The following is a 21,816-nucleotide window of genomic DNA, read 5'->3' as shown; positions in this document are numbered from 1 at the left end:
TGCCCCAATCCGAGTCAAAAGCGGCTGATCAGGCGTTCTGTTTCTCTACCCGGGTCAATTTGCCCGCCACGATCGAGAGCACGGCGGCGCCGAAGCTGAAGAGCGCGCCCATCTTGGCGGCGTCCTGAACCGGGCCGCCGGGGAAGGCGACGGAGGCCACGAAGAGAGACACGGTGAAGCCGATGGCGGCGACGAAGCCGATCACCACAAGGTCGATCGAGCGCATGCCCGACGGAAGGCCCAGCTTCATCGGGTAGGCGGCGAGCCAGCCCATGAGGAAGATCCCCACGGGTTTGCCGATGATGAGGCCCGCCAGCACCAGCCAAGTGGCCTCTCCGATGGCGTTGAACTCGACGCCGGCGTTCAGCAGCCCGAAGAAGAACAGGATCACCTCGACCGGGTGCTTCAGCATGTGCTCGGCCTTGTTCAGCAGGTCGCTGAGATATTGCTCGGCTTCCGAGAAAATGCCAAAGGCGCGGTCTGCGTGGGGCAGGGTGGGAACGATCGGCAGGAGGCCGAGAGCCGGGTGAATGCCCGCCTCCTGAAAGCCGTACCAGCTGACGCAGCCCGCCAGCAGGTAGGGCCATACACCGAGGGTGGAGGCCATCCAGGTGGAGTTCGGGCGGTCCTGATTGCCGGCATCCATCCGGCGCGGAAGCCAGTTGCAAAGGATGAACACGGCAAGGGCCGCGCCGAGCGACAGCAGCAGCCATTCGGGTGCCAATTCGCCGGAGGGGTAGAAGATGGCGAGGATGATGAGGCCCGCAGCATCGTCAGCGATGGCCAGCAGCAGCAGGAAGCGCACAGCCGGGTGCCCCGCGCCAAAGACCATGCGGCCGATCAGGTAGGAGAAGGCGATGTCTGTCGCCGTGGGGATGGCCCAGCCGTTGGCCACGGCGGAGAAGGTCTCGGAGCCAAGGAAATAGGCGATCCCGAGGTAGACGGAGATCGGGCCGATCATGCCGCCCACGGTGGCGATCAGCGGCGTGGCGGCCTTGCGCCCGCGCAGGCTGCCGTTTTCGAGGATCACTGCCTCCCAGACTTCCTTTGCCGCAATAGCGAAGAAGAAGGCCATGAGCACGTCATTGACGAGATAGTGCAGCGTAAGGGTGCGGTGGCCGTCATGCAGGTGGCCGATGGGAGCGTGGTCCCAGATCACGAATTCGACGAAGTGGTGGTAGCTTTCGGCGTTGATGTTCGCCCAGACCAGAGCGATCAGCGCTCCCGCGATCAGCAGGAGCGAATAGTTCGCGACGAAGTTCCAAACGCGATACATGCCTCACCCCTCCCATGCCGACGTTGCCCACAAATAATGAAATCGGCGGAGCGGGGCAACCGGGCGGCGAGGGGACCGTCTGCGCACACCCGCGCATTTCGCCTGCGTCAGTCAGAGAGGTAGCGGTCTGCCATGCCACTTGGGCGGCATGGCAGAACGCGCGGGATCAGGCGTAGCCGCCCCATGCGAGGCCCGCCAGAACCGCCCCGATGAAGGCGAAGCCGAGGTAGGCGGCAAAGACCCGCGGCTTCACCAGCGCCCAGACCGCCACGGCGGCGGGGATGCACGAGACGCCCCCGGCGATGACGAAGGCCATGGCCGCGCCCTGGCTCATGCCTTGAGCCAGCAGGGCATCGATCAGCGGCACTGCGGCATAGCCGTTCAGATAGGCCGGTGCGCCAACCAGTGCGCCCAGCAGGATCGGGCCAAGCCCCTCACCGCCCAGCACCGAGCCGATCATCTCGGCGGGCACATAGGTAAGCATCAGGCTTTCCAGCAGGTAGGCGAGCAGCAGCCATTTGAACAGGAACAGCCCATTCTCCAGCGCCGTTTCACGGAATGTCTCGCGGCGGGGCGCTTCGGCCCAGAACCGCCATACGGGCTTGCCCTCGAACGGCTTCTTGGCGCCGCAGCAGGAGCCGCAGGTCTTCTTCGGACGGAGCGGGTCTGCAAAGACGGGCGAGCCTGCAAAGGCCATTGTCAGGTAACCGCCCATCAGGCCGAGGCCCACGGCGCCGATAGTTTTTGCGATAGCAAACTCCAGCCCGAGCGTGCCTGCGGTGATAGAGAACATCGCCGGGTCCATCAGTGGAGAGGCCAGCCAGAAGGCCATGACAGCCGACAGCGGCGCACCAACGGCAAGAAGGGCCGCGATGAAGGGGATGACTTCGCAGGAGCAGAAGGGCGAGAGGCCGCCGAGCAGGGCGGCCATCGCGATCATCCGGGTCTGTTTGCCCTCGAAGGCGCGGGCTAGCAGGCTCTCGGCTCCGGTGGCTTTAAGCCAGGCCACGGCGAAGACGGCGAAGAGAATGAAGGGCGCGGTGTGGAGCAGGGCATTGGCGGCAAACCGGAGCGTGGGCCAGAGCTGGGTTGTGTCGAGCAGGGCGATGGCCAGCACGATCAGAAGGGAGGCGAGCCAAGCTTTTGGCGCACGCTTCCAGAGGTCACCGAGGGAGGGACGGGGGGACTGGGTGAGGTCAGCCATGGGCGTGGACTCCATCGGGCGCGTCGGCGCAGCATTCGGCAAGCAGGAAGTCGGTGAGGGCGCGGATCTCGGGGTAGGCCACGGCGGCGCAAATGATGCTGCGGCCCTGCTTCTCCTGCCGGACCAGCCCGGCCGCTGCGAGGATCTTCATGTGGTGGGTCAGGGTCGAGCCGGTGACGCCAGTGCGGGTGCCAAGCTCGCCGATCCGCAGGCCCTCCGGCCCGGCCCGCACGAGGCAGCGGAGAACGGCGAGGCGCTGCTCGGAGCCGAGCGCCGCGAAGGTGGAGGCGGCGGTTGCGAGGGAGAGATCATCGGTGTGAGTCGTTTTCATGATTCTAGAAATATCGAAAGGATGGCCGCGCGGCAAGATGTTTCGAGATTTGTCGAAGTTATGCGTTCGCCACCCTTTATGGCGGCCCTGCCCCGGCTGGCCTATATCCAGCCCCATGCCGCTCACGGATGACATCCGCGCCTGCCGCCTCTGCGCCCCGCGCTTTGCCGCCACGGCGAGCCGCCATGCGCCGCGCCCGGTGCCGTGGTTCGAGCCGGGTGCGCGCGTGCTCATCGTCGGGCAGGCGCCGGGCATGCGGGTGCATGAGACCGGCATCCCCTTCAACGACCGCTCCGGCGACCGGCTGCGGGACTGGCTCGGCGTCGACCGCGAGACCTTCTACGACACCGCGCGTATCGCGATCCTGCCGATGGCCTTTTGCTTTCCGGGCTACGACGCAAAGGGAGGCGACCTGCCGCCACCGGCGATCTGTGCCGAGACATGGCGCGATGCGGCGCTGGCGCAGATCGGGCCGGTGCCGCTGACGTTGCTGGTGGGCGGGTATTCGCAGCGCTGGCACCTCGGCCCGGCCGCCAAGCGCGCAGGCGTCACCCGCACGGTGGCCGGGTGGCGTGACCATGCGCCCGGGGTCTTCCCCTTGCCCCACCCGTCGTGGCGCAATACGGGGTGGCTGAAGAAAAACCCTTGGTTCGAGGCCGAGCTGCTGCCGGTGCTGCGGACGCGGGTGAAGGAGGTGCTATGACCACGCTCGACGAGGCTCACGCGGCGATGGAGGCCGGGGGCGAGGCCGAACGGCTCGCCTATTATGCCCAGCTGGCCGACAGCCAGTTGTTCCTTCTGCTGGAAGAAGAGCCGAGCGGAGAGGTGATCTCGCCCCGTGCGGTGGAGACCGGCGAGGGGGAGATCCTGCTGGCCTTCGACAGCGAAGACAGGCTGGTCGCTTTCACGCAAGGCGAGGCGGCTTTTGCCGCCATGTCGGGGCGCGGTTTGGTGGCGATGATGGCCGGGCAGGGGCTGGGCCTTGGGGTGAACCTCGAGGCACCCTCGGCGCTGGTGCTCCCCGCCGCCGCGATCGACTGGCTTGCCGACACGCTGGGTCACGGGCCGGAGGCGGCAGAGGAAATTCCGGTCGAGGTTGCGGCCCCGGCCTTGCCACAGGCGCTGCTGGTGGCGCTCGATGCCAAGCTGGCCACGGCAGCCGGGCTGGCAACATCGGCGCTGTTGGTGCGGGCGAGTTACCGCTCGGGCGCGGAGGGCCACCTGCTGGCTTTCATCGACGCGCAAGACGGTGCCGAGCACGCGCTTGCAGGCGCGGCCAACGAGGCGCTCAAGTTCTCCGGGCTGGAGAGCGGCGCGCTGGACGTGGCCTTCTTGGACAACGGCTCGCCGCTGGCGCAGGCGATGGAGCGGAACGGGATGCGGTTTGATCTGCCCGAACCGGAGAAGCGGGAGCCGTGGGCACCCGAACCACCCGGCTCGAACCCCGACAAGCCGCCGAAGCTGCGGTAGCGGCGGGTGAGGCGCTGCCTTTAGAGGCGCGTGAGCACGCACTCCGGCAAGAGGCGGTTGTAGTCTTCAAAGCGGCACAGCTCGGTCCCAGCCGTCATGACCGCTGCAGAGGCTGCCGCCATGCCGGCCTGAAGCGCCTCCTCGCGTGGCTTGCCTGAGGCCAGCGCAAGGGTGAACCCGCCAACGAAGCTGTCGCCAGCTCCCACCTTGCTCAGCACCGGCACATCGGCCCCCGCCGCGTGCCATGCGGAGCCGTCTGAGCAAGCCATGACAGACCCTGCCGCGCCCATTGCGACAATCACCTGCGGAGTCACCTTTGCCAGCGCGGCTGCGAAGGCACGGACCTCCGCCACGTCGGCCAGCTGGGTGCCGGAAAGGAAGCGCGCCTCGGCATGATCCATCCGCAACACATCGGCGCCGCCCTCTGCCGCCAGCCGTTTGAGCGGCTCGCCAGAGGTGTCGACGATGAATGTCGCATCGGTGGCGGCGACGACATCGGCAAGCGGCTTGAGCCACTCCGGGCCCATACCGGGCGGCAGGGAGCCGGAGAGAACCACGAGAGCGCCCGGTTCCACCGCCGCCTTGACGGCCCCGAGAAAGCTGGCGCAGTCGGCCTCAGACCACGCCGCACCGGCCAGCGAGAAACGGAACTGGTTGCCGGTTTCTTCGCAGGTGACGGCAAGACTTTGACGGGTATCGCCGGGCGCGGAGACGCGGATCACATCTAGCCCGCGCAAAATCAGGCCCTCTTCCAGTATGGCGCCCGTTGCCCCGCCCAGCGCTACAAGACAGCGCGATGCTCCGTCCAACTGGTGCACCGCGCGGCTCACGTTGACCCCGCCGCCGCCCGGCTCCACCACGGCAGGGCCGCAGCGGAGTTTTGTATTTGGCCGCACCTGCGCCGTGCCCGCCGAGAGATCCAGCGCCGGGTTGGGGGTGAGGGTCAGGATGGGACGCATGGCGTCAGGAGGGGTCGCGCCAGCGGTTGACGACAGGGTAGCGCCGGTCGAGCCAGAAGGCCGCCTTGGTCAAACGGGTGCCAGGCGCGGACTGGAAGCGCTTGTATTCGCTGAGAAAGATCAGCCGCTCCACCTTCTTCACCACCTCACGGTCGAAACCCTCGGCGACCACCTCGGCGACGGCGGCCTCTTCATCGACCAGCATCTCGAGGATGCGGTCGAGCACCTCGTAGGGTGGCAGGCTGTCTTCATCCTTCTGGTCTTCACGCAGCTCCGCGCTGGGCGGCTTGTCGATCACCCGGGGCGGGATCACTTCGCCCTCGGGGGCCAGCATCCACGGGCGGTGGTTGGCGTTGCGCCAACGGCAGGTCTCGAAAACGCGGGTTTTGTAGAGGTCTTTCAGCGGGTTGTAGCCGCCCGCCATGTCGCCGTAGATCGTGGCGTAGCCCACCGCGACTTCTGATTTGTTGCCGGTGGTCAGGAGCATCTCGCCAAACTTGTTGGAGAGCGCCATGAGCAGGAGGCCGCGCAAGCGGCTCTGGATGTTCTCCTCCGTAAGCCCCGGCTCGGTGCCCTCGAAGAGCGGGGCCAGCGCCTCTGTCACCGCTGCGCGCGGCCCCGAGATCGGCACGAAGTCGTAGCGGCAGCCCAGCTTCTCGGCGACGGCCTTGGCGTCTGCCAGCGAATGCTCGGAGGTGTACTCGGAGGGCAGCATCACGCAGCGGACGTTTTCCGGGCCGAGAGCATCCGCGGCAATGGCCGCCACCAGTGCCGAATCCACCCCGCCGGAGAGACCGAGCAGGGCCTTCCTGAACCCGGTCTTGCCGAAGTAGTCGCGCACCGACTGCACCATGCAGCGGTAGTCCTGCTCCCATGCGTCAGGGATCTTCGCCTTCTCGCCCTCGACCGCGCGCCAGCCTTCCGGACCGCGCTCGAGATCGAGATGCGCCAGCGCCTCGTCGAAGACGGGCATCTGCAAGGCCAGCTTGCCGCCCTGGTTCAGCACGAAGGAGCCGCCGTCGAAGACCTGATCATCCTGCCCGCCCACCATGTTGAGGTAGATCAGCGGCAGGCCGGTTTCGACCACGCGCTGGACCATCAGGTTGATCCGCACGTCCATCTTGCCGCGGTAGTAGGGCGAGCCGTTGGGGACGAGCAGAAACTCGGCGCCGGTCTCGGCCAGCGTTTCGGCCACATCCTCGTGCCACGCGTCTTCGCAGATCGGGCTGCCGACGCGGACATTGCCCACAGCATAGGGGCCGCCCAGCGGCCCGGCATCGTAGATGCGAACCTCGTCAAATACCGTCTCGTTGGGCAGGTGGTGCTTGAGCACCCGGGTCATCACCTTGCCTCCCTTGAGGATGAAATAGGCGTTGAAGAGCTTGCCATCTTCCGGCCACGGCCCGCCGATGGCGATGGCCGGCCCGTCGGCGCAGAACTCGGCCAGCGCTTCGATATGGGCCACGGCGTCGGCGGCAAAGGCGGGGCGGTCCACCAGATCCTGCGCGTTGTAGCCGCAGATGAACATCTCGGTGAAGGCCACGAGGTCGGCCCCGGCCGCCTTGCCCGCCTCCCAGACTTCGCGGGCCTTGGCCGCGTTGCCTGCCATATCCCCCAGAACGGGGTTGAGCTGTGCCAGTGTGATCCGGAACCTGTCGGCCATGCCTGCGCCTTTCCTTGATGCGCTCCGAATTAGCAGATTGACGCTGAAGTGAAAGGTGGCGGTGGCAAAAACCATTGCGACCCATGGCCTGCCGCCTTACCTTCACGGCCCGCGGGGGCACGTACCGCGAGGGAAAGAGGCAAGGGGCAGCCAAGAGGACGAACCCATGATCCGGGCAGGATATATCGCACTGGCAGCCACTCTGGCGCTGGCCACACCGCTGGCTGCGCAGGACAAGCAGATCAAGCAATACGATAACGGCGGTGTCTACGAGGGCACCTTCAAGAACGGGCTCCAGCACGGCAAGGGCACCTACACCCTGCCCAATGGCTACGAGTATCAGGGCGACTGGGTCGAGGGCGAAATCCTTGGTCAGGGCGTGGCCCGTTACCCGAACGGCTCGGTCTATCAGGGCGCTTTCGCCAAGGGCAAACCCGAGGGCAAAGGCAAGATCACCTTTGCCGATGGTGGCACCTATGATGGTGACTGGAAAGACGGCCAGATGACTGGGCAGGGCGTGGCCACCTATGCCGATGGCCGCCGCTACGAAGGCGCCTTTGTGGGGGGCTTGCACGAGGGGCAGGGCAAGATGACCTCGCCCAACGGCTCGGTCTATGAGGGTGCCTGGCTCGCCGGGGCGAAAGAGGGCAAGGGCCGGATGAGCTACGCCGATGGCTCGGTTTACGAGGGCAACTTCGCGCGTAACCAGCGTGCCGGGCAGGGCGTGCTCACCATGACGGACGGCCTGACCTACAACGGCGCTTGGAAGGCTGGGCAGATCAATGGCCTCGGCACGCTGACCCAGCCCAACGGCGATGTTTACACCGGCCTGCTGGTGAACGGTCAACGCCACGGCAAGGGCAAGGTGACCTACTCCAACGGCGAGATCTACGACGGCGACTTCAAGGCCGATCAGCGCGACGGTCAGGGCAGTTTCACCGGCTCCGATGGCTACAAATACGTTGGCGCGTGGAAAGAGGGCCGTATCCACGGCAAGGGCACCGTCACCTATCCGGACGGCTCCGTGTATGAAGGCGACTTTGCCAATGACATGGCCCACGGCCAGGGCACGATCACTTACCCCGATGGGTCGGTCTACACCGGCGCCTGGGTCGAAGGGGTGATCGAAGGCCAGGGCGTGGCCCGCTACAAGGGCGGCATGGTTTATGAGGGCGGGTTCAAGGACGCCAAGAACCACGGCCAAGGCACAATGACCTCCCCCGATGGCTACAAATACGTGGGCGAGTGGAAGGCAGGGCTGCGCGATGGCCAAGGCGTTGCCAGTTATGCGGATGGGACGACTTACGAAGGCGGCTTTGTCGCGGGCCAGCGTGAGGGCCAGGGCAAGATCACCATGGCGGACGGCTTCACCTATGTGGGCGGCTGGAAGGCCGGCAAGATCGACGGCAAGGGCACCGCGACCTACGCCAATGGCGACATCTATGACGGGCTCTTTGCCGAGGGCAAACGGCAGGGGCAGGGCACCATGACCTATGCCACGGGCGAGGTGGAAAGCGGCGAATGGAAGGAAGGTATCCTGACCAGCGCAGACGCCCCAACCTCCGACGAGCCGGTGGAGTCCGCGCCCAGCGACGGTTGAAGCGCCAGAAGAGGTTCAGAGCCTCCGGCGGGGATACTTGAAACAAGAAAATGCTGCGGGTGCCGCTCGTGGCGGGGACAATTTGAATGAAACTGTCCGCGTTCATTTGTTCTCTGTTGCGGATGCTTCAGGGCCGTTGCCCTTGCTGACCGGCCGGTCGAGAGAAAATCGCGGCTAGAGGTTCAGCCGACGGCGAGTTCCGCGAATTGGGCGATGTCCTCTTCCCGCACGCTCCAGTCACAGACCAGACGTGCGGTGAGCATCTCGTTTGGATCATCGCCCTCCAACTCACCTGCCATGATGTAATATTCCGCGCCTGCCGCTTTGAGCCGCAGGTGCGCGGCGCGGGGCAGATCGACGAAGAGCAGGTTGCTCTCCTGCGGGGCATGGAGCCGCCCGCCCGCAGCTTCGACGCCCCGCGCAAGTGCTGCCGCAGCGGCGTTGGCGGTGCGGGCGGTTTCCAGCCAGAGGTCGCGGGTCAGGTAGGCATTCATCTGGGCGGCGAGGTAGCGGTGCTTGGAAAAGAGCTGTGCCCCGCGCTTGCGGCGATATTCCAGTTCTTCGGCTTTGGACGGGTCGAAGAGCACCATCGCCTCCACCCCCATCAACCCGTTCTTCGTGCCGCCAAAGCTGAGCGCATCCACGCCCGCCTTCCAGCTGGCCTCGGCGGGCGAACAGTCCAGATGGGCCACCGCGTTTGCAAAGCGGGCGCCGTCCATGTGGGTGGTGAGGCCGAAGTCCTTTGCCACGCCGGTGAGGGCTTTCAGCTCGGCCAGGGTGTAGACCGCACCCTTTTCGGTCGCTTGGGTGATCGAAACCGGCCCGCGCCGAGGCCCGTGAACGCCACGGGTGCCCTCTGCCGCGATGGCTGCGCGCAGATCGTCCGGGGCCATGCGCCCGGCCTGATGCGGCACCAGCGTCAGCTTGGTCCCGCCGGTGAAGAGCTCGGGCGCATTGCACTCGTCTTCGTGGATATGGGCGCAGGTCGAGCAGAAGATCGTCTCGAAAGGCTCTGCCATCGTGGCGAGCAAAAGTACGTTGGCTGCCGTGCCAGTGGCTGCGAGGAAGACGGCTGCCTCCGGGGCCTCGAAAGTCTCGCGCACCTGCTCCACCACGGCCTGCGACAGTGGGTCGTTGCCGTAAGGCATGGCGTAGCCGTCATTGGCGGCGACCAGTGCCTCCATCACGGCGGGGTGGACGGGGCCGGTGTTGTCGGAGGCAAAGCGCATTCAAAGGTCCTCTTCGGCGGCGATGTAATCTTCCCAGTCGTCCTCGGGCACCGAGAACTCTGGCCATGTCGGGCCGCGCACGGCCCGCCCGGCCTTGGCGGTGCTCTCCGGGTCGCCGGTGAGGAGAGGGTGCCAGTGGGGCAGCGGTTTGCCCTCGTGCCGCAACCGGTAGGCGCAGCTCTCAGGCATGAAATAGGCAGTCTTGTGCATCGTCTCCGGTTTCAGCACCACGCATTCAGGCACGATCTTCAGCCGGGTCTCGTAATTCGCGCAGCGGCAGGTGCTGTCATCGAAGAGGCGGCAGGCGATGCGGGTGAAGACGACCTCGCCGGTCTCTTCATCTTCCAGCTTGTTCAGGCAGCACTTGCCGCAACCGTCGCAGAGCGCCTCCCATTCTTGCGCGGTCAGCTCGCCAAGCGGGCGCTCCCAGAAGCGAGGCCTCATAGCGCGGCCAGTATGGTGCGGGCCTTGGCGTCGTCGCGCTTCATCTGCTCGATCAGGGCGGGCAGGCCATCGAATTTGGCCTCGGGGCGCAGAAACTCGACCAGCCCGATGGAGAGGTGGGCATCATAGAGGTCGCCGGAGAAGTCGAAGAGATAGGTCTCGAGATTGGGTGCGTCGCCCTCGAACATCGGGCGGATGCCGAGCGAGGCGACACCATGGTGCTGGCCTGCGTGGGGGCCGCTCAAGACCTCGACCAGCACCGCGTAGACGCCAAAGGCGGGGCGGTGGAGGCGGGGCAGGCCCATGTTCGCGGTGGGGTAGCCCAGCTCGCGGCCACGCTTGGCGCCGTGGATCACCGGCCCCTCGATCCGGTGCCAGTGGCCCAGCATCGCAGCGGCTTCGCGCGGGCGGCCCTCTGTAAGCGCCTCGCGGATGGCGGTGGAGCTGATCTCCCCCACGCCCGGCAGGCTCTCGATTTCGGCTATGGTCACGCCGAAGCCAAGAGATGCGCCATCGCGGGCCAGAGTTTCCACATCGCCGGAGCGGCCCTTGCCATAGCGAAAGTCCGCGCCCACGGTCACATTGGCCGCGCCGATCCCCTCAGCGAGCACCGTGCGGCAGAAGGCCTCGTCGGTCAGCGAGCGGAAGGCCTCGTCGAACGGCAGCTCGACCAAAAGGTCGACGCCGAGCTTAGCCAACCGGTGCGCGCGGGCCTCGGCGTTCATCAGGCGGAAGGGCGGCGCAGCGGGCTGGAACACCTCGCGCGGGTGCGGCTCGAAGGTGAGCACCCCCAGCGGGGCCTCGGGGGCCGCCGCACGGGCCTGCCGCAGCACCGCTTGATGCCCGAGGTGGACACCATCGAAGTTGCCGATCGCGAGGCTTGCGCCGCGCAGGTCTGGGCTGATCTCGGAGAGGTGGCGTGCAGTCCGCATGGGCCCTGAGGTAGCGCCGGGGGCAGGGGAGCGCAAGCGGGCGCGGAGGATGGCGCGTCAGCCGGGTTTGTGAGGTGCCGGCGCGAGGCTCAGCAGGCCGGCGGGGTCGCAGAGTTCACGGGCGCCGGGGTAGTCCTCGGGCGGGATCACGGTGAAGGGGATGCGGTAGAGCAGCTCACCCTCGACGCTGGCCTGCATCACCCAAGTGCCGGTGACCGCCTCGTATGGAAAGTCGAAGCGATAGAGGTGGGTGGAATGGGCGTCGTCGGAATAGGTCGCCCGCCAACTCTGGCTGGCAGTGCCACGGCCGGGGAAAGGCGGGTGGAAGACCTCGAAAGTGGCGTTGGAGATGGTGACGCCATCGGCGGCCCGCGCCCGCACGCCAAAGCCCAGACCCATCAGCGCGGGCACGACCTGCCCGATCGGCGTGAGTTCTGGCGGGATGTCGAACACATCGACGGCGCCTCGGTCGGTGTCAGGCGCGTCAATCGACCCGGTGATCTCGACCGCGCAGTTGAGCCCATAGGTGACATCGGCCACGAGGGCGCTGTTGATGTAGAGGTCGGCAGAGGTCTCCTGCGCAGCGGCAGGCAGTGCGGCGAGGCAGGCGGCAGAGAGCAGGAGGGCAGCGGTGCGGCTCATCCGGCGGGCTCCGCAGGCGCTGAGGCTTGGCTGAGAACAGGCGCATCGGCGCAGTCCGGCGCGGGGCCTTTGTAGGCCGCCGATGCCACCACCTCGAATGTCACGGAATAGAGCAACCTTCCCTCCGCCATCGCCTCCAGCTGCCACAAGCCGGGGACGGCCTCGTGCGGCATGTCGAAGCTGTAGATATGGGTCATGGGGGCATCCGGCGCAATGGAGGAGGCAAAGCTCTGCTCACGGGTGCCGGTGCCCGAGAAGGGTGGGTGCAGGCTGCGAACGGTCACCGCGAGCCTGCGCTGGCCCTCCTTCGCCCATACCCGGACGCCGAAGCTGGCACCGAGCGTGGCCGGAACGCTGTGGCTCTCCACGAAGCGTGGCTCGCCCTCGAAAATCTCAATCCGCCCGTTCTCGGTGCCGGGCGCCTCGCGGGAGCCGATAATGCGGAGCGGGCAGACGAGGCCAAACTCAAGCGCGGCGAGGCGGCTGCCGTCCATCTCGACACGGGACTGGGCAAAGGCTGCAGGGGCACAAAGCAAATGTGCGGCCAAGGCCACTCCGGCCCCGACCGCCCATGATGTCATCCCGAAGACGCTCACCCGATGGCGACGGCCTTCACGTCGTCGTCGATGTAGGCGTCGTATTGGGCAAAGTTCTCGGCGAACATTTCGACCAGCTTCTTGGCCTGTGAGTCATAGGCGTCCTTGTCTGCCCAGGTCGAACGCGGGTCGAGCAAGGCGGCATCGACGCCTTGCACAGTGACCGGCACCTGGAAGCCGAAGTTCTCATCCTTGCGGAAAGTGGCCTCGTGCAGAGAGCCGTCGAGCGCGGCGGTGAGCAGGGCGCGGGTGGCCTTGATCGGCATCCGGTTGCCGGTGCCATAGGCGCCGCCGGTCCAGCCGGTGTTGACCAGCCAGCAGGTGGCGCCGTGCGTGTCGATCTTCTCACGCAGCAGGTTGCCGTAAACCTCCGGGCGGCGCGGCATGAAGGGCGCGCCGAAGCAGGTGGAGAAGGTCGGTTCGGGCTCGGTCACGCCGCGCTCGGTGCCGGCCACCTTGGAGGTGAAGCCGGAGAGGAAGTGATACATCGCCTGCGCCGGGGTCAGCCGAGCGATCGGGGGGAGCACCCCGAAGGCATCGCAGGTGAGCATGATGATGTTCTTGGGGTGGCCGCCAAGCGCGGTGTCGGACGCGTTGGAGATATACTCCAGCGGGTAGGCGCAACGCATGTTGGCGGTGAGGCTGTCATCCTCGAAATCGAGTTCCTTGGTCTCGGGATCGTAGACCATGTTCTCGATGACGGTGCCGAACATCTCGGTCGTCGCGTAGATCTCCGGCTCGGCCTTGGGGCTGAGGTTGATCGTCTTGGCGTAGCAGCCGCCCTCGAAGTTGAAGGTGCCGCGATCCGACCAGCCGTGCTCGTCATCGCCGATCAGCACGCGGTTGGGATCGGCCGAAAGGGTCGTCTTGCCGGTGCCGGAGAGGCCGAAGAACACGGCGGCATCCACCGGGTTGCCCTCGGCGTGGTTGGCAGAGCAGTGCATTGGCATGATGCCACGCTCGGGCAGCAGGTAGTTCAGCAGGGTGAAGACGGATTTCTTGTTCTCGCCCGCGTATTCGGTGCCGCCGATCAGGATCAGCTTCTTGTCCAGGTTCAGCGCGATCACGGTCTCGCTGCGGCAGTCGTGCCGGGCCGGATCGGCCTGGAAGCTGGGGCAGTTGATGACGGTGAACTCGGGTTCGAAGGTATCGAGCTCGTCGCGCGCCGGACGGCGCAGCATGTGGCGGATGAAGAGCGAGTGCCAAGCCAGTTCGGTGACCATGCGCACATCGAGCCGCTGGGCCGGGTCGGCACCCCCGAAGAGATCCTGCACGAAGTAGTCGCGACCCTTCATGTGCTCAAGCATGTCGGCGTGGAGCGCATCGAAGCCCTCCTCGGACATCGGCGCGTTGTTCTCCCACCAGATGGTGCTTTCGGTCGCAGCCGAGCGGACCACGTGCTTGTCCTTGGGAGAGCGGCCGGTGAACTTGCCGGTGGAGCACAAAAACGCCCCGCCCTTGCCCAGCTCGCCTTCGCCACGCTTGATGGCCTCTTCGATGATGGCCGGTTCGATGAGGTTGTAATAGACGTTCCCCAGCCCTTCGATTCCTTGATCTTCCAAGCGTTTGGCGGGGTTGACGCGTCCGATGGTCATCGTTCTCTCGTGCTCCTGAGGCAAGCTCTGATCTGGGTGCCCGTCCCGGCCCCTCGCGGCCCGGAACGCCTCCCCGAGCATGGGGAAGTTCCGCCCCTATAACATGACATTTTTGCAAAGGAACCGGCGCAGGCGCGGCGTTAGCGCAACCACGGGCAGTTTAACGCAAACATCCGCCCAAGGGCGAGAATTGCGGCGCGCAGGTGATGCAAATTAGCCATTCGTTCTCACTTTTGCGGTTCATTAGAGGCCGCTGGAGCCGTTGATTCGCACTTAGTAGTTGATTCCAAAGGCCCGATTCGGGATGTTGAGGCAAAATAAGGCCAACGAGCAGTAACAATAAGGAATGCAGGCATGTCGCGAATTGCCCTGGTCGACGACGACCGTAATATTCTGACATCGGTTTCGATGACTCTTGAGGCCGAGGGCTTCGAGGTCGAAACCTACAACGACGGTCAGACCGCGCTCGACGCGTTCAACAAGAAACTCCCCGACATGGCGGTGCTCGACATCAAGATGCCCCGGATGGACGGGATGGACCTGCTTCAGCGCCTGCGCCAGAAAACGACCATGCCGGTGATCTTCCTCACCTCCAAGGATGACGAGATCGACGAGGTGCTCGGCCTGCGCATGGGCGCCGACGACTATGTGAAGAAGCCCTTCTCCCAGCGTCTGCTGGTCGAACGCATCCGCGCCCTGCTGCGCCGCCAGGAGGTGATCTCTGGCGACGGCCCGACAGAGGCGGAGACCGCGCAGGTGATGGTGCGCGGCGAGTTGGTGATGGACCCGCTGCGCCACGCCGTGACCTGGAAAGGCATGGATGTGTCGCTCACCGTGACGGAGTTCCTGCTGCTTCAGGCCCTCGCCCAGCGCCCCGGCTTCGTGAAGAGCCGCGACCAGCTGATGGACGTGGCCTATGACGATCAGGTTTATGTTGACGACCGTACCATCGACAGCCACATCAAGCGCCTGCGCAAGAAGATGCGCTCGGTGGATGATGAGTTCTCCGCCATCGAAACCCTCTACGGTATCGGCTACCGCTACAACGAGGAGTAAGCGAGGCTCGGGCAGGAGATGGCTCCCGTGCGGGATACTGGCCAGACATATGAAGCGGATGTGGTCCTCGGCGAAGACTGGGAAAGCCCCCAGAGCGCCGACCATGCCATGCGTGAAAAGCGGGCGCGCCGGGGCTTCCTGACGCTCAACCGCTCGCCGCTTGCCCGCAAGATCATCACGTTCAACCTGCTGGGCCTGCTGCTTCTGGTGGCAGGGGTCTTTTATCTGAACCCGTTCCGCGACAGCCTCGCTCTGCAGCGCGAGTCCGGGCTTCAGGCCGAGGCCCAGCTGATTGCCGATGTGTTCGAGGTCCAACTCGGCGGCGACCCCGTGGCGCTGGATGCCAGCGGGGTGGATGCGCAGGCGGTGGTCGACGGGCTCGATCTTTCATCGGGCGTCGAGGTGTTTGTCTTCGGGCAGGAAGAAACCATTTTGGGCTCCACAGTTGGCAGCGAGAACCGGAGCGCGGTGACCCAGGCGCAAAAAGAGCGCCGCACCGTCATAACCGACTTCCTCAACGCGATCTGGGAGGGGATGTCCTCGATCTTCTCGACCCAGAGCGCCGACATCCCTGACGTCGACGCAGAGGGCCTCGCCCGCGCCATGGTGGCCGATGCCGCCACGGGCAGGACCACCGTGCGCACCGGCTCCAACGCCGCGGGCGGCACGATCTTTTCGGTAGCAACCCCTGTGATCGTCGGCAATCAGGTAGTGGGCGTGGTCGCCATCACCTCTGCGCAGGGCGAGATCGACACGCTGGTGCGCTCCGAGCGCGAGCAGGTGCTGCAGATGTTTGTCATCGCCATCCTCGTTTCCATCGGCCTGTCGCTGCTGCTGGCCTCTACCATCGCCAACCCCATCGCCGACCTTGCTTCCGCAGCCGAGATTGGCCGCGAGAAGGGCGGGCAGAAGATGAGCCCCAACCGTGTGCGCATCCCCGACCTCACCGGCCGCCCCGACGAGATCGGCCGCCTCTCGGGCGCGCTGCGGGGCATGGTGGCTGCGCTCTACGACCGGATCGACGCGAACGAACAGTTCGCTGCCGATGTCAGCCACGAAATCAAGAACCCGCTGGCCAGCCTGCGTTCCGCCGTCAGTTCGATGCGGGTCGCCAAGCGTGACGACCAGCGCCAGAAGCTGCTCGACGTGATCGAGCATGACGTGCGTCGCCTCGACCGCCTCGTTTCCGATATTTCCAATGCCTCGCGGCTCGACAGTGAGCTGGTGAAGGAAGAGGAAGAGAACTTCGACCTGCTGAAGATGCTGGGCAACCTGACCGAGTATCTCGGCGGCGAGGCGCAGCGGAAGGGCGTCGAGTTCATCACCGATGTGCCGCGCCAACCGATCCGGATCACCGGCCTCGAGGCCCGCTTGGCGCAGGTCTTCGTGAACCTGATCACCAACGCGCTCTCCTTCTGCGAGGAGGGCGATGCCGTGCGGGTCTGGGTCCGCCGCCGCGAAAACCGCGTGCTGGTGGTGGTCGAAGACACAGGCCCCGGCATCCCGGAACAGGCGCTGACCAAAGTGTTCAACCGCTTCTATTCCGAGCGGCCCGAAGGCCAGTTCGGCGATCACTCCGGCCTCGGCCTTGCAATCTCCAAGCAGATCGTCGAGGCCCATGGCGGCGTAATCTGGGCCGAGAACATCCGGCCCACCCATGACGACATCACCTCCGAGCCGCTCGGCGCCCGTTTCGTGGTGGGCCTGCCCGTCTGACAGGTGCCCCGACGGGCGCTAAGTACCCGGAGGCCAGCGCAGGACAGTCCCCGATGGCCGGGCCGCACAAAACCGAAGACCCCTTCTTTCACGCCAGCGCGGTGGCATTTGGCGCGCGGGGTGTGCTGATCCTCGGGCCATCGGGCGCGGGCAAATCGGCGCTTGCGGTGGAGCTGGTCTCGCGCGGAGGCCGGCTTGTGGGAGACGACAGGCTGATGATCTCAGGCGCGGGCGGCGTGCTGACCGCTCGGCCAAGGCCCGGCTTCGAGGGGCAGATCGAGTGCCGGGGCGTGGGCCTGCTGACCGTGCCGTGCGCGCCAGAGGCCGAGATCGTGCTTGTGGTGGACGCGGGCCGGGTGGAGCGTGACAGGCTACCGCCAGCGCGCGAGATTTTCCTCTTCGGGTGCAGTCTTCCCTTGCTTCACCGCGCAGAGGGGGCGCAGTTTCCGGCAGCGGTGCAGCTGATGCTGACCGGCAGCCAAATCAACAGCGACGGCAAGGAGCCTCCGGCCCAATGACCGACACGACCGACACTGCCTCTGCCGAAACAGGCCTGCCGCATGGCGCGGCGGTGCAACGGCTGGTGCTGGTCACAGGTCCTGCAGGGGCGGGCCGCAGCACGGCGGTGAGGGTGTTGGAAGATCTCGGCTACGAGGCGATCGACAACCTGCCACTCTCTCTTATCCCGCGGCTGCTGGAAGGCGCGCCACGCGGCGGAGCGCTTGCGCTGGGGATCGACAGCCGCAACCGTGAGTTCGACCCGCCGCACTTGCTGCACCTCCTTGCCCAGCTCGATGCCCGTCCCGATCTCGCCCACGAGGTGCTCTACCTCGACTGCCAACCAGAAGTACTGCTGCGCCGCTATTCCGAGACCCGCCGCCGCCACCCGCTTGCGCCGTCTGAAAGCCCCGAAGAGGGCATCCGGCGCGACTTCGAGCTGCTTTCGGGCATCCGCGACCGGGCCGATGTGCTGATCGACACCTCCGATCTGTCGATCCATGACCTGCGTGAGGAGCTGGGGCGGCTGTTTTCGCTGGAGGCTACCGTGCGGCTTGGGGTGGCGATCCAGAGCTTTTCCTACAAGCGCGGCCTGCCACACGGGCTCGACATGGTGTTCGACTGCCGGTTCCTCAACAACCCGCATTGGCAGCCCGATCTGAGGCCACTGGATGGCCGCGACCCGGCGGTGGTGTCCTATGTCGAGGCCGACCCGCGCTTCGCGGAGTTTCACAACCGCGTGCGGGGGCTTGTAGACATGCTGCTTCCGGCCTTTGTAGAGGAAGGCAAATCGCACCTCTCGATCGGGTTCGGCTGTACCGGCGGCAAGCATCGCTCTGTTGCCCTCACGGAACGGTTCGGGAAAGAGCTTGCAGGTGCCGGATGGCGCGTGTCTATTCGGCATCGGGAAATCGAACGACGGGCAGGGGATCGGGCGGCAGGGCCGCCTTCCGTCATTTTGGGGAACAAGGCGTGATCGGTATCGTGATCGTGGCACATGGTGGGCTGGCGAAGGAATACCTCGCCGCCGTAGAGCACGTCGTGGGCGAGCAGGACGGAATCCGCGCCATCACGATAGCCGCCGACTGTAACAGGACCAACAAGCAGACCGAGATTTGCGCCGCCGCCGATGCGGTGGATGACGGCTCTGGCGTGGTGGTGGTGACCGATATGTTCGGCGGCTCACCCTCCAACCTGTCGCTGCTGGCCTGCCAGCCCGAGAACCGCAAGATTCTCTATGGCGCGAACCTGCCCATGCTGGTGAAACTTGCCAAATCCCGCCACCTGAGGGTGGAGGATGCGGTAAATTGCGCAATGGCGGCAGGGCGTAAATATATAAACAGCTATGACGGTGGAGTCGTCTGAGGCGGAGTGGGGATGTCGGTGCAACGCTTGGAAATCGTGAACGAAAAAGGGCTGCACGCCCGCGCATCTGCCAAGTTCGTCGAGACGGTCGAACAGTTCGACGCCGAGGCCGATGTGTCAAAGGACGGGCTCTCTACCGGGGGCGACAGCATCATGGGGCTTTTGATGTTGGCAGCGTCCAAGGGAACCTTTATTGAGGTCGAAACCCGCGGAGCCCAGGCAGAAGAGCTGGCAACCGCCCTTGCAGAGCTGGTGGCCGACAAGTTCGGCGAAGGCATCTGAGAGACGAGAGCAGGGAGGCACGGCCCTCTTGGTGGAAAGTTACCAACCCAAAACGATGAACCTGAGGCGCCCGCGCCGTGGGCTTGATTTGCCCGTTGGCGGTGCTGCGACGCAGCCCGAGTCCGAGGCGCTGAACGATGCGCCCTATGACCGCCGTCGCCTGAGCTATGCCAACACCTTCCCCAACCCGCTTCAGGCCAATTTCATCCGGGTGATGGAATGGGCGACCGCCAAGCTGCGGTTGCTCCGCCTGATCCGCCGATTCGAGGCGCTGGGCGTGCCGCACGGGCAGGGCTTCTGGGCACAGGCACTGGGCGTCATGGGGATCAAGTTGACCACGCCGCAGGCGCAGATCGACAACATCCCCGAGACCGGGCCGCTGGTGATTGTGGCCAACCATCCGCATGGGCTGGTTGACGGCATGGTGCTGGCCGAGCTGATCGGTCGCCGCCGGACCGACTACAAGATCCTGACCCGCTCGCTGCTGACCGGCGTGGCGGAGATCGACGATTTCATGATCCCGGTGCCCTTCCCGCATGAGCCGGATGCGCTGGAGCGCAATCTTGAAATGCGGAAGAAGGCGAACGACCACCTCAAGCAGGGCGGCTGCGTTGTGCTCTTCCCGGCGGGCGAGGTGGCCTCGGCCAAAACATGGTTCGGCCCGGCCATCGAGAAGGAATGGCACGCCTTCACGGCCAAGATGGTGCTCCGCTCCGAGGCCAAGGTGCTGCCAATCTACTTCCAGGGGCAAAACAGCCGCTGGTATCAGATTGCCAACAAGCTGAGTGCGGTGCTGCGGCAGAGCCTTCTGCTGTATGAAGTGCGCCACGCGCTGAACAAGCCGCAGGCTCCGGTGGTCGGCGAACCGATCGGTCGTGACGAGATTGACGCCCGCAAGGACAATCCGCGCGGCTTCATCAAGTGGTTGCGGGAACAGACGCTGGCGCTAAAACCGGCCAAGTAGCAGACTTCTAAAGAGAAATCGTCGGAAGTTGAGAACCTTCTTGAAGGTTCCTTACCTCGTGGGCACCGGCTCCTCGCCGCGGTAGTCGTAGAACCCGCGCTGGGTTTTGCGGCCCAGCCAGCCGGCCTCGACGTATTTGGTGAGCAGCGGGCAGGGGCGATATTTGGTGTCGGCCAGCCCGTCGTGCAGCACGTTCATGATGGCGAGGCATGTATCCAGCCCGATGAAATCGGCCAGTTCCAGCGGGCCCATCGGGTGGTTGGCGCCGAGCTTCATGGCCATGTCGATCGACTTGACGTTGCCGACGCCTTCGTACAGCACATAGACCGCCTCGTTGATCATCGGCATCAGGATGCGGTTGACGATGAAGGCCGGGAAGTCCTCGGCCGAAGAGGCTGTCTTGCCCAGCTTGTCGACCACCTTGGCGCAGGCCTTGTAGGTCGCATCGTCGGTGGCGATGCCCCGGATCAACTCGACGAGCTGCATCACCGGCACCGGGTTCATGAAATGGAACCCCATGAACTTCTCGGGCCGGTCGGTGCGCGAGGCGAGCCGAGTGATAGAGATTGAGGAGGTGTTGGACGACAGGATCGTATGCGGCGCCAGATGCGGCACGAGGTCTTCGAAGATCGCGGTTTTGATGGTTTCGCGCTCAGTGGCGGCCTCGATGATCAGGTCGGAGGGGCCGAGGTCGGTAAGCGTGAGGGTCGAGGAGATGCGGCCCAAGGCGGCATCACGCTCCTCAGCCGTGATCTTCTCGCGGCTGACTTGCCGATCCATGTTCTTGGCAATGGTCCCGAGCGCCTTGTCGATCGCATCCTGCTTGATGTCATTCAGCTTCACGTCATAGCCCGCGAGCGCGAGCACATGGGCGATGCCGTTGCCCATCTGTCCTGCGCCGACAACGCCGATGGTCTGGATGTCCATGATAGCTACCCCGCTCTTGCTGGTCGCGGCGAGATTAGGGGCGCTGTGCAGCCGCAGCAAGAGCCGGGGACCAAAGAAATATCGGTCGAATTCGAAACTTTAGCAAAATCGCAAGGCCCATCAGTCAGGGTCGCCTCCGGGTGAAGAGAAATTTGTGAGGTGGTGGAATGACCGTTGATACGACGGGTCAAAGTGCTCTGGACTATTTGCATTGTCGTTACGGCAAGTCACGGCTGCTGTTTCGTGGGCCGCGGCGCAAGCTGGACGGCCCCTATGTAGCCTTCTTCGGTGGCACCGAGACCTACGGAAAGTTTGTTGAAGACCCGTTTCCGGCGTTGGTCGAGGAGGCGATTGGCAGGCGCTGTGTCAACTTCGGATGCCTCAATGCGGGGGCCGACCTTTACGTGAACGATCCCACGCTGATCGATGCCGCCACGCGGGCTGCGGTGACGGTGGTGCAGGTGATGGGCGCACAGAACATGTCGAACCGGTTCTACGCGGTGCATCCCCGCCGCAATGACCGTTTCTTGCGGGCCTCCAGCCTGATGAAAACGGTGTTCCGGGAGGTGGATTTCACCGAGTTCAACTTCACCCGCCACATGCTGTCGACGCTCAATCGCGTCAGCGCCGAGAAATACGGGATGGTGGTGGAAGAGCTGAAGTCGGCTTGGGTGGCGCGGATGCAGACCATGTTGGCACGGGTGCCGGGCAAGGTGGTGCTGCTCTGGGTGCGCGATGCCCGAACACCCAGCCGCGACGAGACACACGATTGCCTCGGAAACGACCCGCTCTTCGTGGATGAGGAGATGGTCGATATCCTCCGCCCGCAATTGGCTGAAGTGGTAGAGATCACGCCGAGCGTGGCAGCCTGGCGGGCAGGCACGGCAGGCATGGTGTATTCCGAGATGGAGGCCCCCGCCGCCGCCGAGATGCCGGGGCCTGCTGTGCATGAGGAGATCGCCAGCGCGCTTTCGCCGGTCATCAGCACGCTGGTGAACTAGCCCGCCTGAAAGGAAAAAGGCCCGCCATTGGGGCGGGCCTTCGCGTATTCTGAAAGCGGCTCAGGC

At 65.2% G+C, this 21,816-nt stretch carries 23 protein-coding genes; 11 read left to right on the top strand and 12 right to left on the bottom strand.

The genetic code is table 11. The features are described 5' to 3' along the window. Nucleotides 1–28: 28 nt before the first annotated feature. From ACUXVX_RS19145 to ACUXVX_RS19135, 3 genes are all read right to left on the bottom strand, one after another. Entirely contained in the window at nt 29–1,276 is a 1,248-nt protein-coding gene (locus ACUXVX_RS19145; RefSeq protein ID WP_222472093.1) for a Na+/H+ antiporter NhaA, read from the bottom strand. A gap of 166 nt (nt 1,277–1,442) precedes the next feature. Then, entirely contained in the window at nt 1,443–2,480 is a 1,038-nt protein-coding gene (locus ACUXVX_RS19140) for a permease (RefSeq protein ID WP_446309537.1), read from the bottom strand. After that, the gene (locus ACUXVX_RS19135; RefSeq protein ID WP_446309536.1) at nt 2,473–2,811 is read right to left on the bottom strand and encodes an ArsR/SmtB family transcription factor; all 339 of its coding nucleotides are present in this window, start codon (nt 2,809–2,811) and stop codon (nt 2,473–2,475) included. The genes ACUXVX_RS19140 and ACUXVX_RS19135 overlap by 8 nt, the downstream gene beginning before the upstream one ends. A gap of 115 nt (nt 2,812–2,926) precedes the next feature. On the opposite strand from ACUXVX_RS19135, the gene ACUXVX_RS19130 reads away from it, so the two are divergent. Beyond that, nucleotides 2,927–3,514, top strand: a complete 588-nt coding sequence (locus ACUXVX_RS19130; protein ID WP_446309535.1) for a uracil-DNA glycosylase family protein — start codon at nt 2,927–2,929, stop codon at nt 3,512–3,514. Then, the gene (locus ACUXVX_RS19125) at nt 3,511–4,281 is read left to right on the top strand and encodes an SseB family protein (RefSeq protein ID WP_446309534.1); all 771 of its coding nucleotides are present in this window, start codon (nt 3,511–3,513) and stop codon (nt 4,279–4,281) included. The genes ACUXVX_RS19130 and ACUXVX_RS19125 overlap by 4 nt, the downstream gene beginning before the upstream one ends. A gap of 20 nt (nt 4,282–4,301) precedes the next feature. Here ACUXVX_RS19125 and ACUXVX_RS19120 read toward each other — a convergent pair whose 3' ends face one another. Continuing rightward, nucleotides 4,302–5,240, bottom strand: coding sequence for a 1-phosphofructokinase family hexose kinase (locus ACUXVX_RS19120; RefSeq protein ID WP_446309533.1), 939 nt, complete (start codon nt 5,238–5,240; stop codon nt 4,302–4,304). A 4-nt stretch (nt 5,241–5,244) separates the two neighbouring features. Next, nucleotides 5,245–6,903: an NAD+ synthase gene (locus ACUXVX_RS19115; protein ID WP_446309532.1), complete on the bottom strand. Its 1,659-nt coding sequence runs from the start codon at nt 6,901–6,903 to the stop codon at nt 5,245–5,247. Between the two features lie 166 nt (nt 6,904–7,069). On the opposite strand from ACUXVX_RS19115, the gene ACUXVX_RS19110 reads away from it, so the two are divergent. After that, nucleotides 7,070–8,503: an MORN repeat-containing protein gene (locus ACUXVX_RS19110; RefSeq protein WP_446309531.1), complete on the top strand. Its 1,434-nt coding sequence runs from the start codon at nt 7,070–7,072 to the stop codon at nt 8,501–8,503. Between the two features lie 182 nt (nt 8,504–8,685). Here the strand turns inward: ACUXVX_RS19110 and ACUXVX_RS19105 are convergent, their stop codons facing one another. Genes ACUXVX_RS19105 through ACUXVX_RS19080 form a run of 6 tightly spaced genes read right to left on the bottom strand, consistent with a single transcriptional unit; the run spans nt 8,686 to nt 13,941 of the window. Beyond that, the gene (locus ACUXVX_RS19105) at nt 8,686–9,732 is read right to left on the bottom strand and encodes a threonine aldolase family protein (protein ID WP_446309530.1); all 1,047 of its coding nucleotides are present in this window, start codon (nt 9,730–9,732) and stop codon (nt 8,686–8,688) included. Beyond that, entirely contained in the window at nt 9,733–10,176 is a 444-nt protein-coding gene (locus tag ACUXVX_RS19100; RefSeq protein WP_222472102.1) for a YcgN family cysteine cluster protein, read from the bottom strand. Continuing rightward, nucleotides 10,173–11,108 (bottom strand): bifunctional riboflavin kinase/FAD synthetase, encoded by a 936-nt coding sequence (locus ACUXVX_RS19095; RefSeq protein ID WP_446309529.1) that lies wholly within the window; start codon nt 11,106–11,108, stop codon nt 10,173–10,175. Before ACUXVX_RS19095 ends, ACUXVX_RS19100 begins: the two co-directional genes overlap by 4 nt. A 57-nt stretch (nt 11,109–11,165) precedes the next feature. Continuing rightward, entirely contained in the window at nt 11,166–11,750 is a 585-nt protein-coding gene (locus tag ACUXVX_RS19090; RefSeq protein ID WP_446309528.1) for a DUF3859 domain-containing protein, read from the bottom strand. Continuing rightward, nucleotides 11,747–12,298 carry a DUF3859 domain-containing protein gene (locus ACUXVX_RS19085; RefSeq protein ID WP_446309527.1) on the bottom strand — a complete coding sequence of 184 codons (552 nt, stop codon included), beginning with the start codon at nt 12,296–12,298 and terminating at the stop codon, nt 11,747–11,749. Before ACUXVX_RS19085 ends, ACUXVX_RS19090 begins: the two co-directional genes overlap by 4 nt. 44 nt (nt 12,299–12,342) lie before the next feature. After that, nucleotides 12,343–13,941, bottom strand: coding sequence for a phosphoenolpyruvate carboxykinase (locus tag ACUXVX_RS19080; RefSeq protein ID WP_446309526.1), 1,599 nt, complete (start codon nt 13,939–13,941; stop codon nt 12,343–12,345). A 354-nt stretch (nt 13,942–14,295) separates the two neighbouring features. Between ACUXVX_RS19080 and ACUXVX_RS19075 the strand changes: the two genes are divergently transcribed. The 7 genes from ACUXVX_RS19075 to ACUXVX_RS19045 are packed head-to-tail and all read left to right on the top strand — an operon-like array spanning nt 14,296 to nt 19,822. Further along, on the top strand, nt 14,296–14,997 hold the full coding sequence (locus ACUXVX_RS19075) for a response regulator transcription factor (RefSeq protein ID WP_222472107.1): 702 nt from the start codon (nt 14,296–14,298) through the stop codon (nt 14,995–14,997). Nucleotides 14,998–15,015: 18 nt separating this feature from the next. Beyond that, nucleotides 15,016–16,713, top strand: a complete 1,698-nt coding sequence (locus tag ACUXVX_RS19070; RefSeq protein ID WP_446309525.1) for a sensor N-terminal transmembrane domain-containing protein — start codon at nt 15,016–15,018, stop codon at nt 16,711–16,713. Nucleotides 16,714–16,766: 53 nt separating this feature from the next. Continuing rightward, nucleotides 16,767–17,231, top strand: a complete 465-nt coding sequence (locus ACUXVX_RS19065) for an HPr kinase/phosphorylase (RefSeq protein ID WP_446309524.1) — start codon at nt 16,767–16,769, stop codon at nt 17,229–17,231. Beyond that, nucleotides 17,228–18,187 (top strand): RNase adapter RapZ, encoded by a 960-nt coding sequence (rapZ, locus tag ACUXVX_RS19060; RefSeq protein WP_446309523.1) that lies wholly within the window; start codon nt 17,228–17,230, stop codon nt 18,185–18,187. The genes ACUXVX_RS19065 and rapZ overlap by 4 nt, the downstream gene beginning before the upstream one ends. Then, nucleotides 18,184–18,576 carry a PTS sugar transporter subunit IIA gene (locus ACUXVX_RS19055; protein ID WP_222472111.1) on the top strand — a complete coding sequence of 131 codons (393 nt, stop codon included), beginning with the start codon at nt 18,184–18,186 and terminating at the stop codon, nt 18,574–18,576. The genes rapZ and ACUXVX_RS19055 overlap by 4 nt, the downstream gene beginning before the upstream one ends. Before the next feature lie 12 nt (nt 18,577–18,588). Beyond that, nucleotides 18,589–18,858 (top strand): HPr family phosphocarrier protein, encoded by a 270-nt coding sequence (locus tag ACUXVX_RS19050; RefSeq protein WP_222472112.1) that lies wholly within the window; start codon nt 18,589–18,591, stop codon nt 18,856–18,858. 55 nt (nt 18,859–18,913) lie between these two features. Next, on the top strand, nt 18,914–19,822 hold the full coding sequence (locus tag ACUXVX_RS19045; RefSeq protein WP_446309522.1) for a lysophospholipid acyltransferase family protein: 909 nt from the start codon (nt 18,914–18,916) through the stop codon (nt 19,820–19,822). Between the two features lie 51 nt (nt 19,823–19,873). Here ACUXVX_RS19045 and ACUXVX_RS19040 read toward each other — a convergent pair whose 3' ends face one another. After that, nucleotides 19,874–20,749: a 3-hydroxybutyryl-CoA dehydrogenase gene (locus tag ACUXVX_RS19040; RefSeq protein ID WP_222472113.1), complete on the bottom strand. Its 876-nt coding sequence runs from the start codon at nt 20,747–20,749 to the stop codon at nt 19,874–19,876. 167 nt (nt 20,750–20,916) lie between these two features. Between ACUXVX_RS19040 and ACUXVX_RS19035 the strand changes: the two genes are divergently transcribed. After that, the gene (locus tag ACUXVX_RS19035; RefSeq protein WP_446309521.1) at nt 20,917–21,750 is read left to right on the top strand and encodes a DUF6473 family protein; all 834 of its coding nucleotides are present in this window, start codon (nt 20,917–20,919) and stop codon (nt 21,748–21,750) included. Nucleotides 21,751–21,816: the final 66 nt, after the last annotated feature.

The organism is Vannielia sp. SX4 (assembly GCF_052828525.1).
Note: the sequence above shows the minus strand (reverse complement) of the source record. Positions and strands in the feature narration are given on the sequence as shown.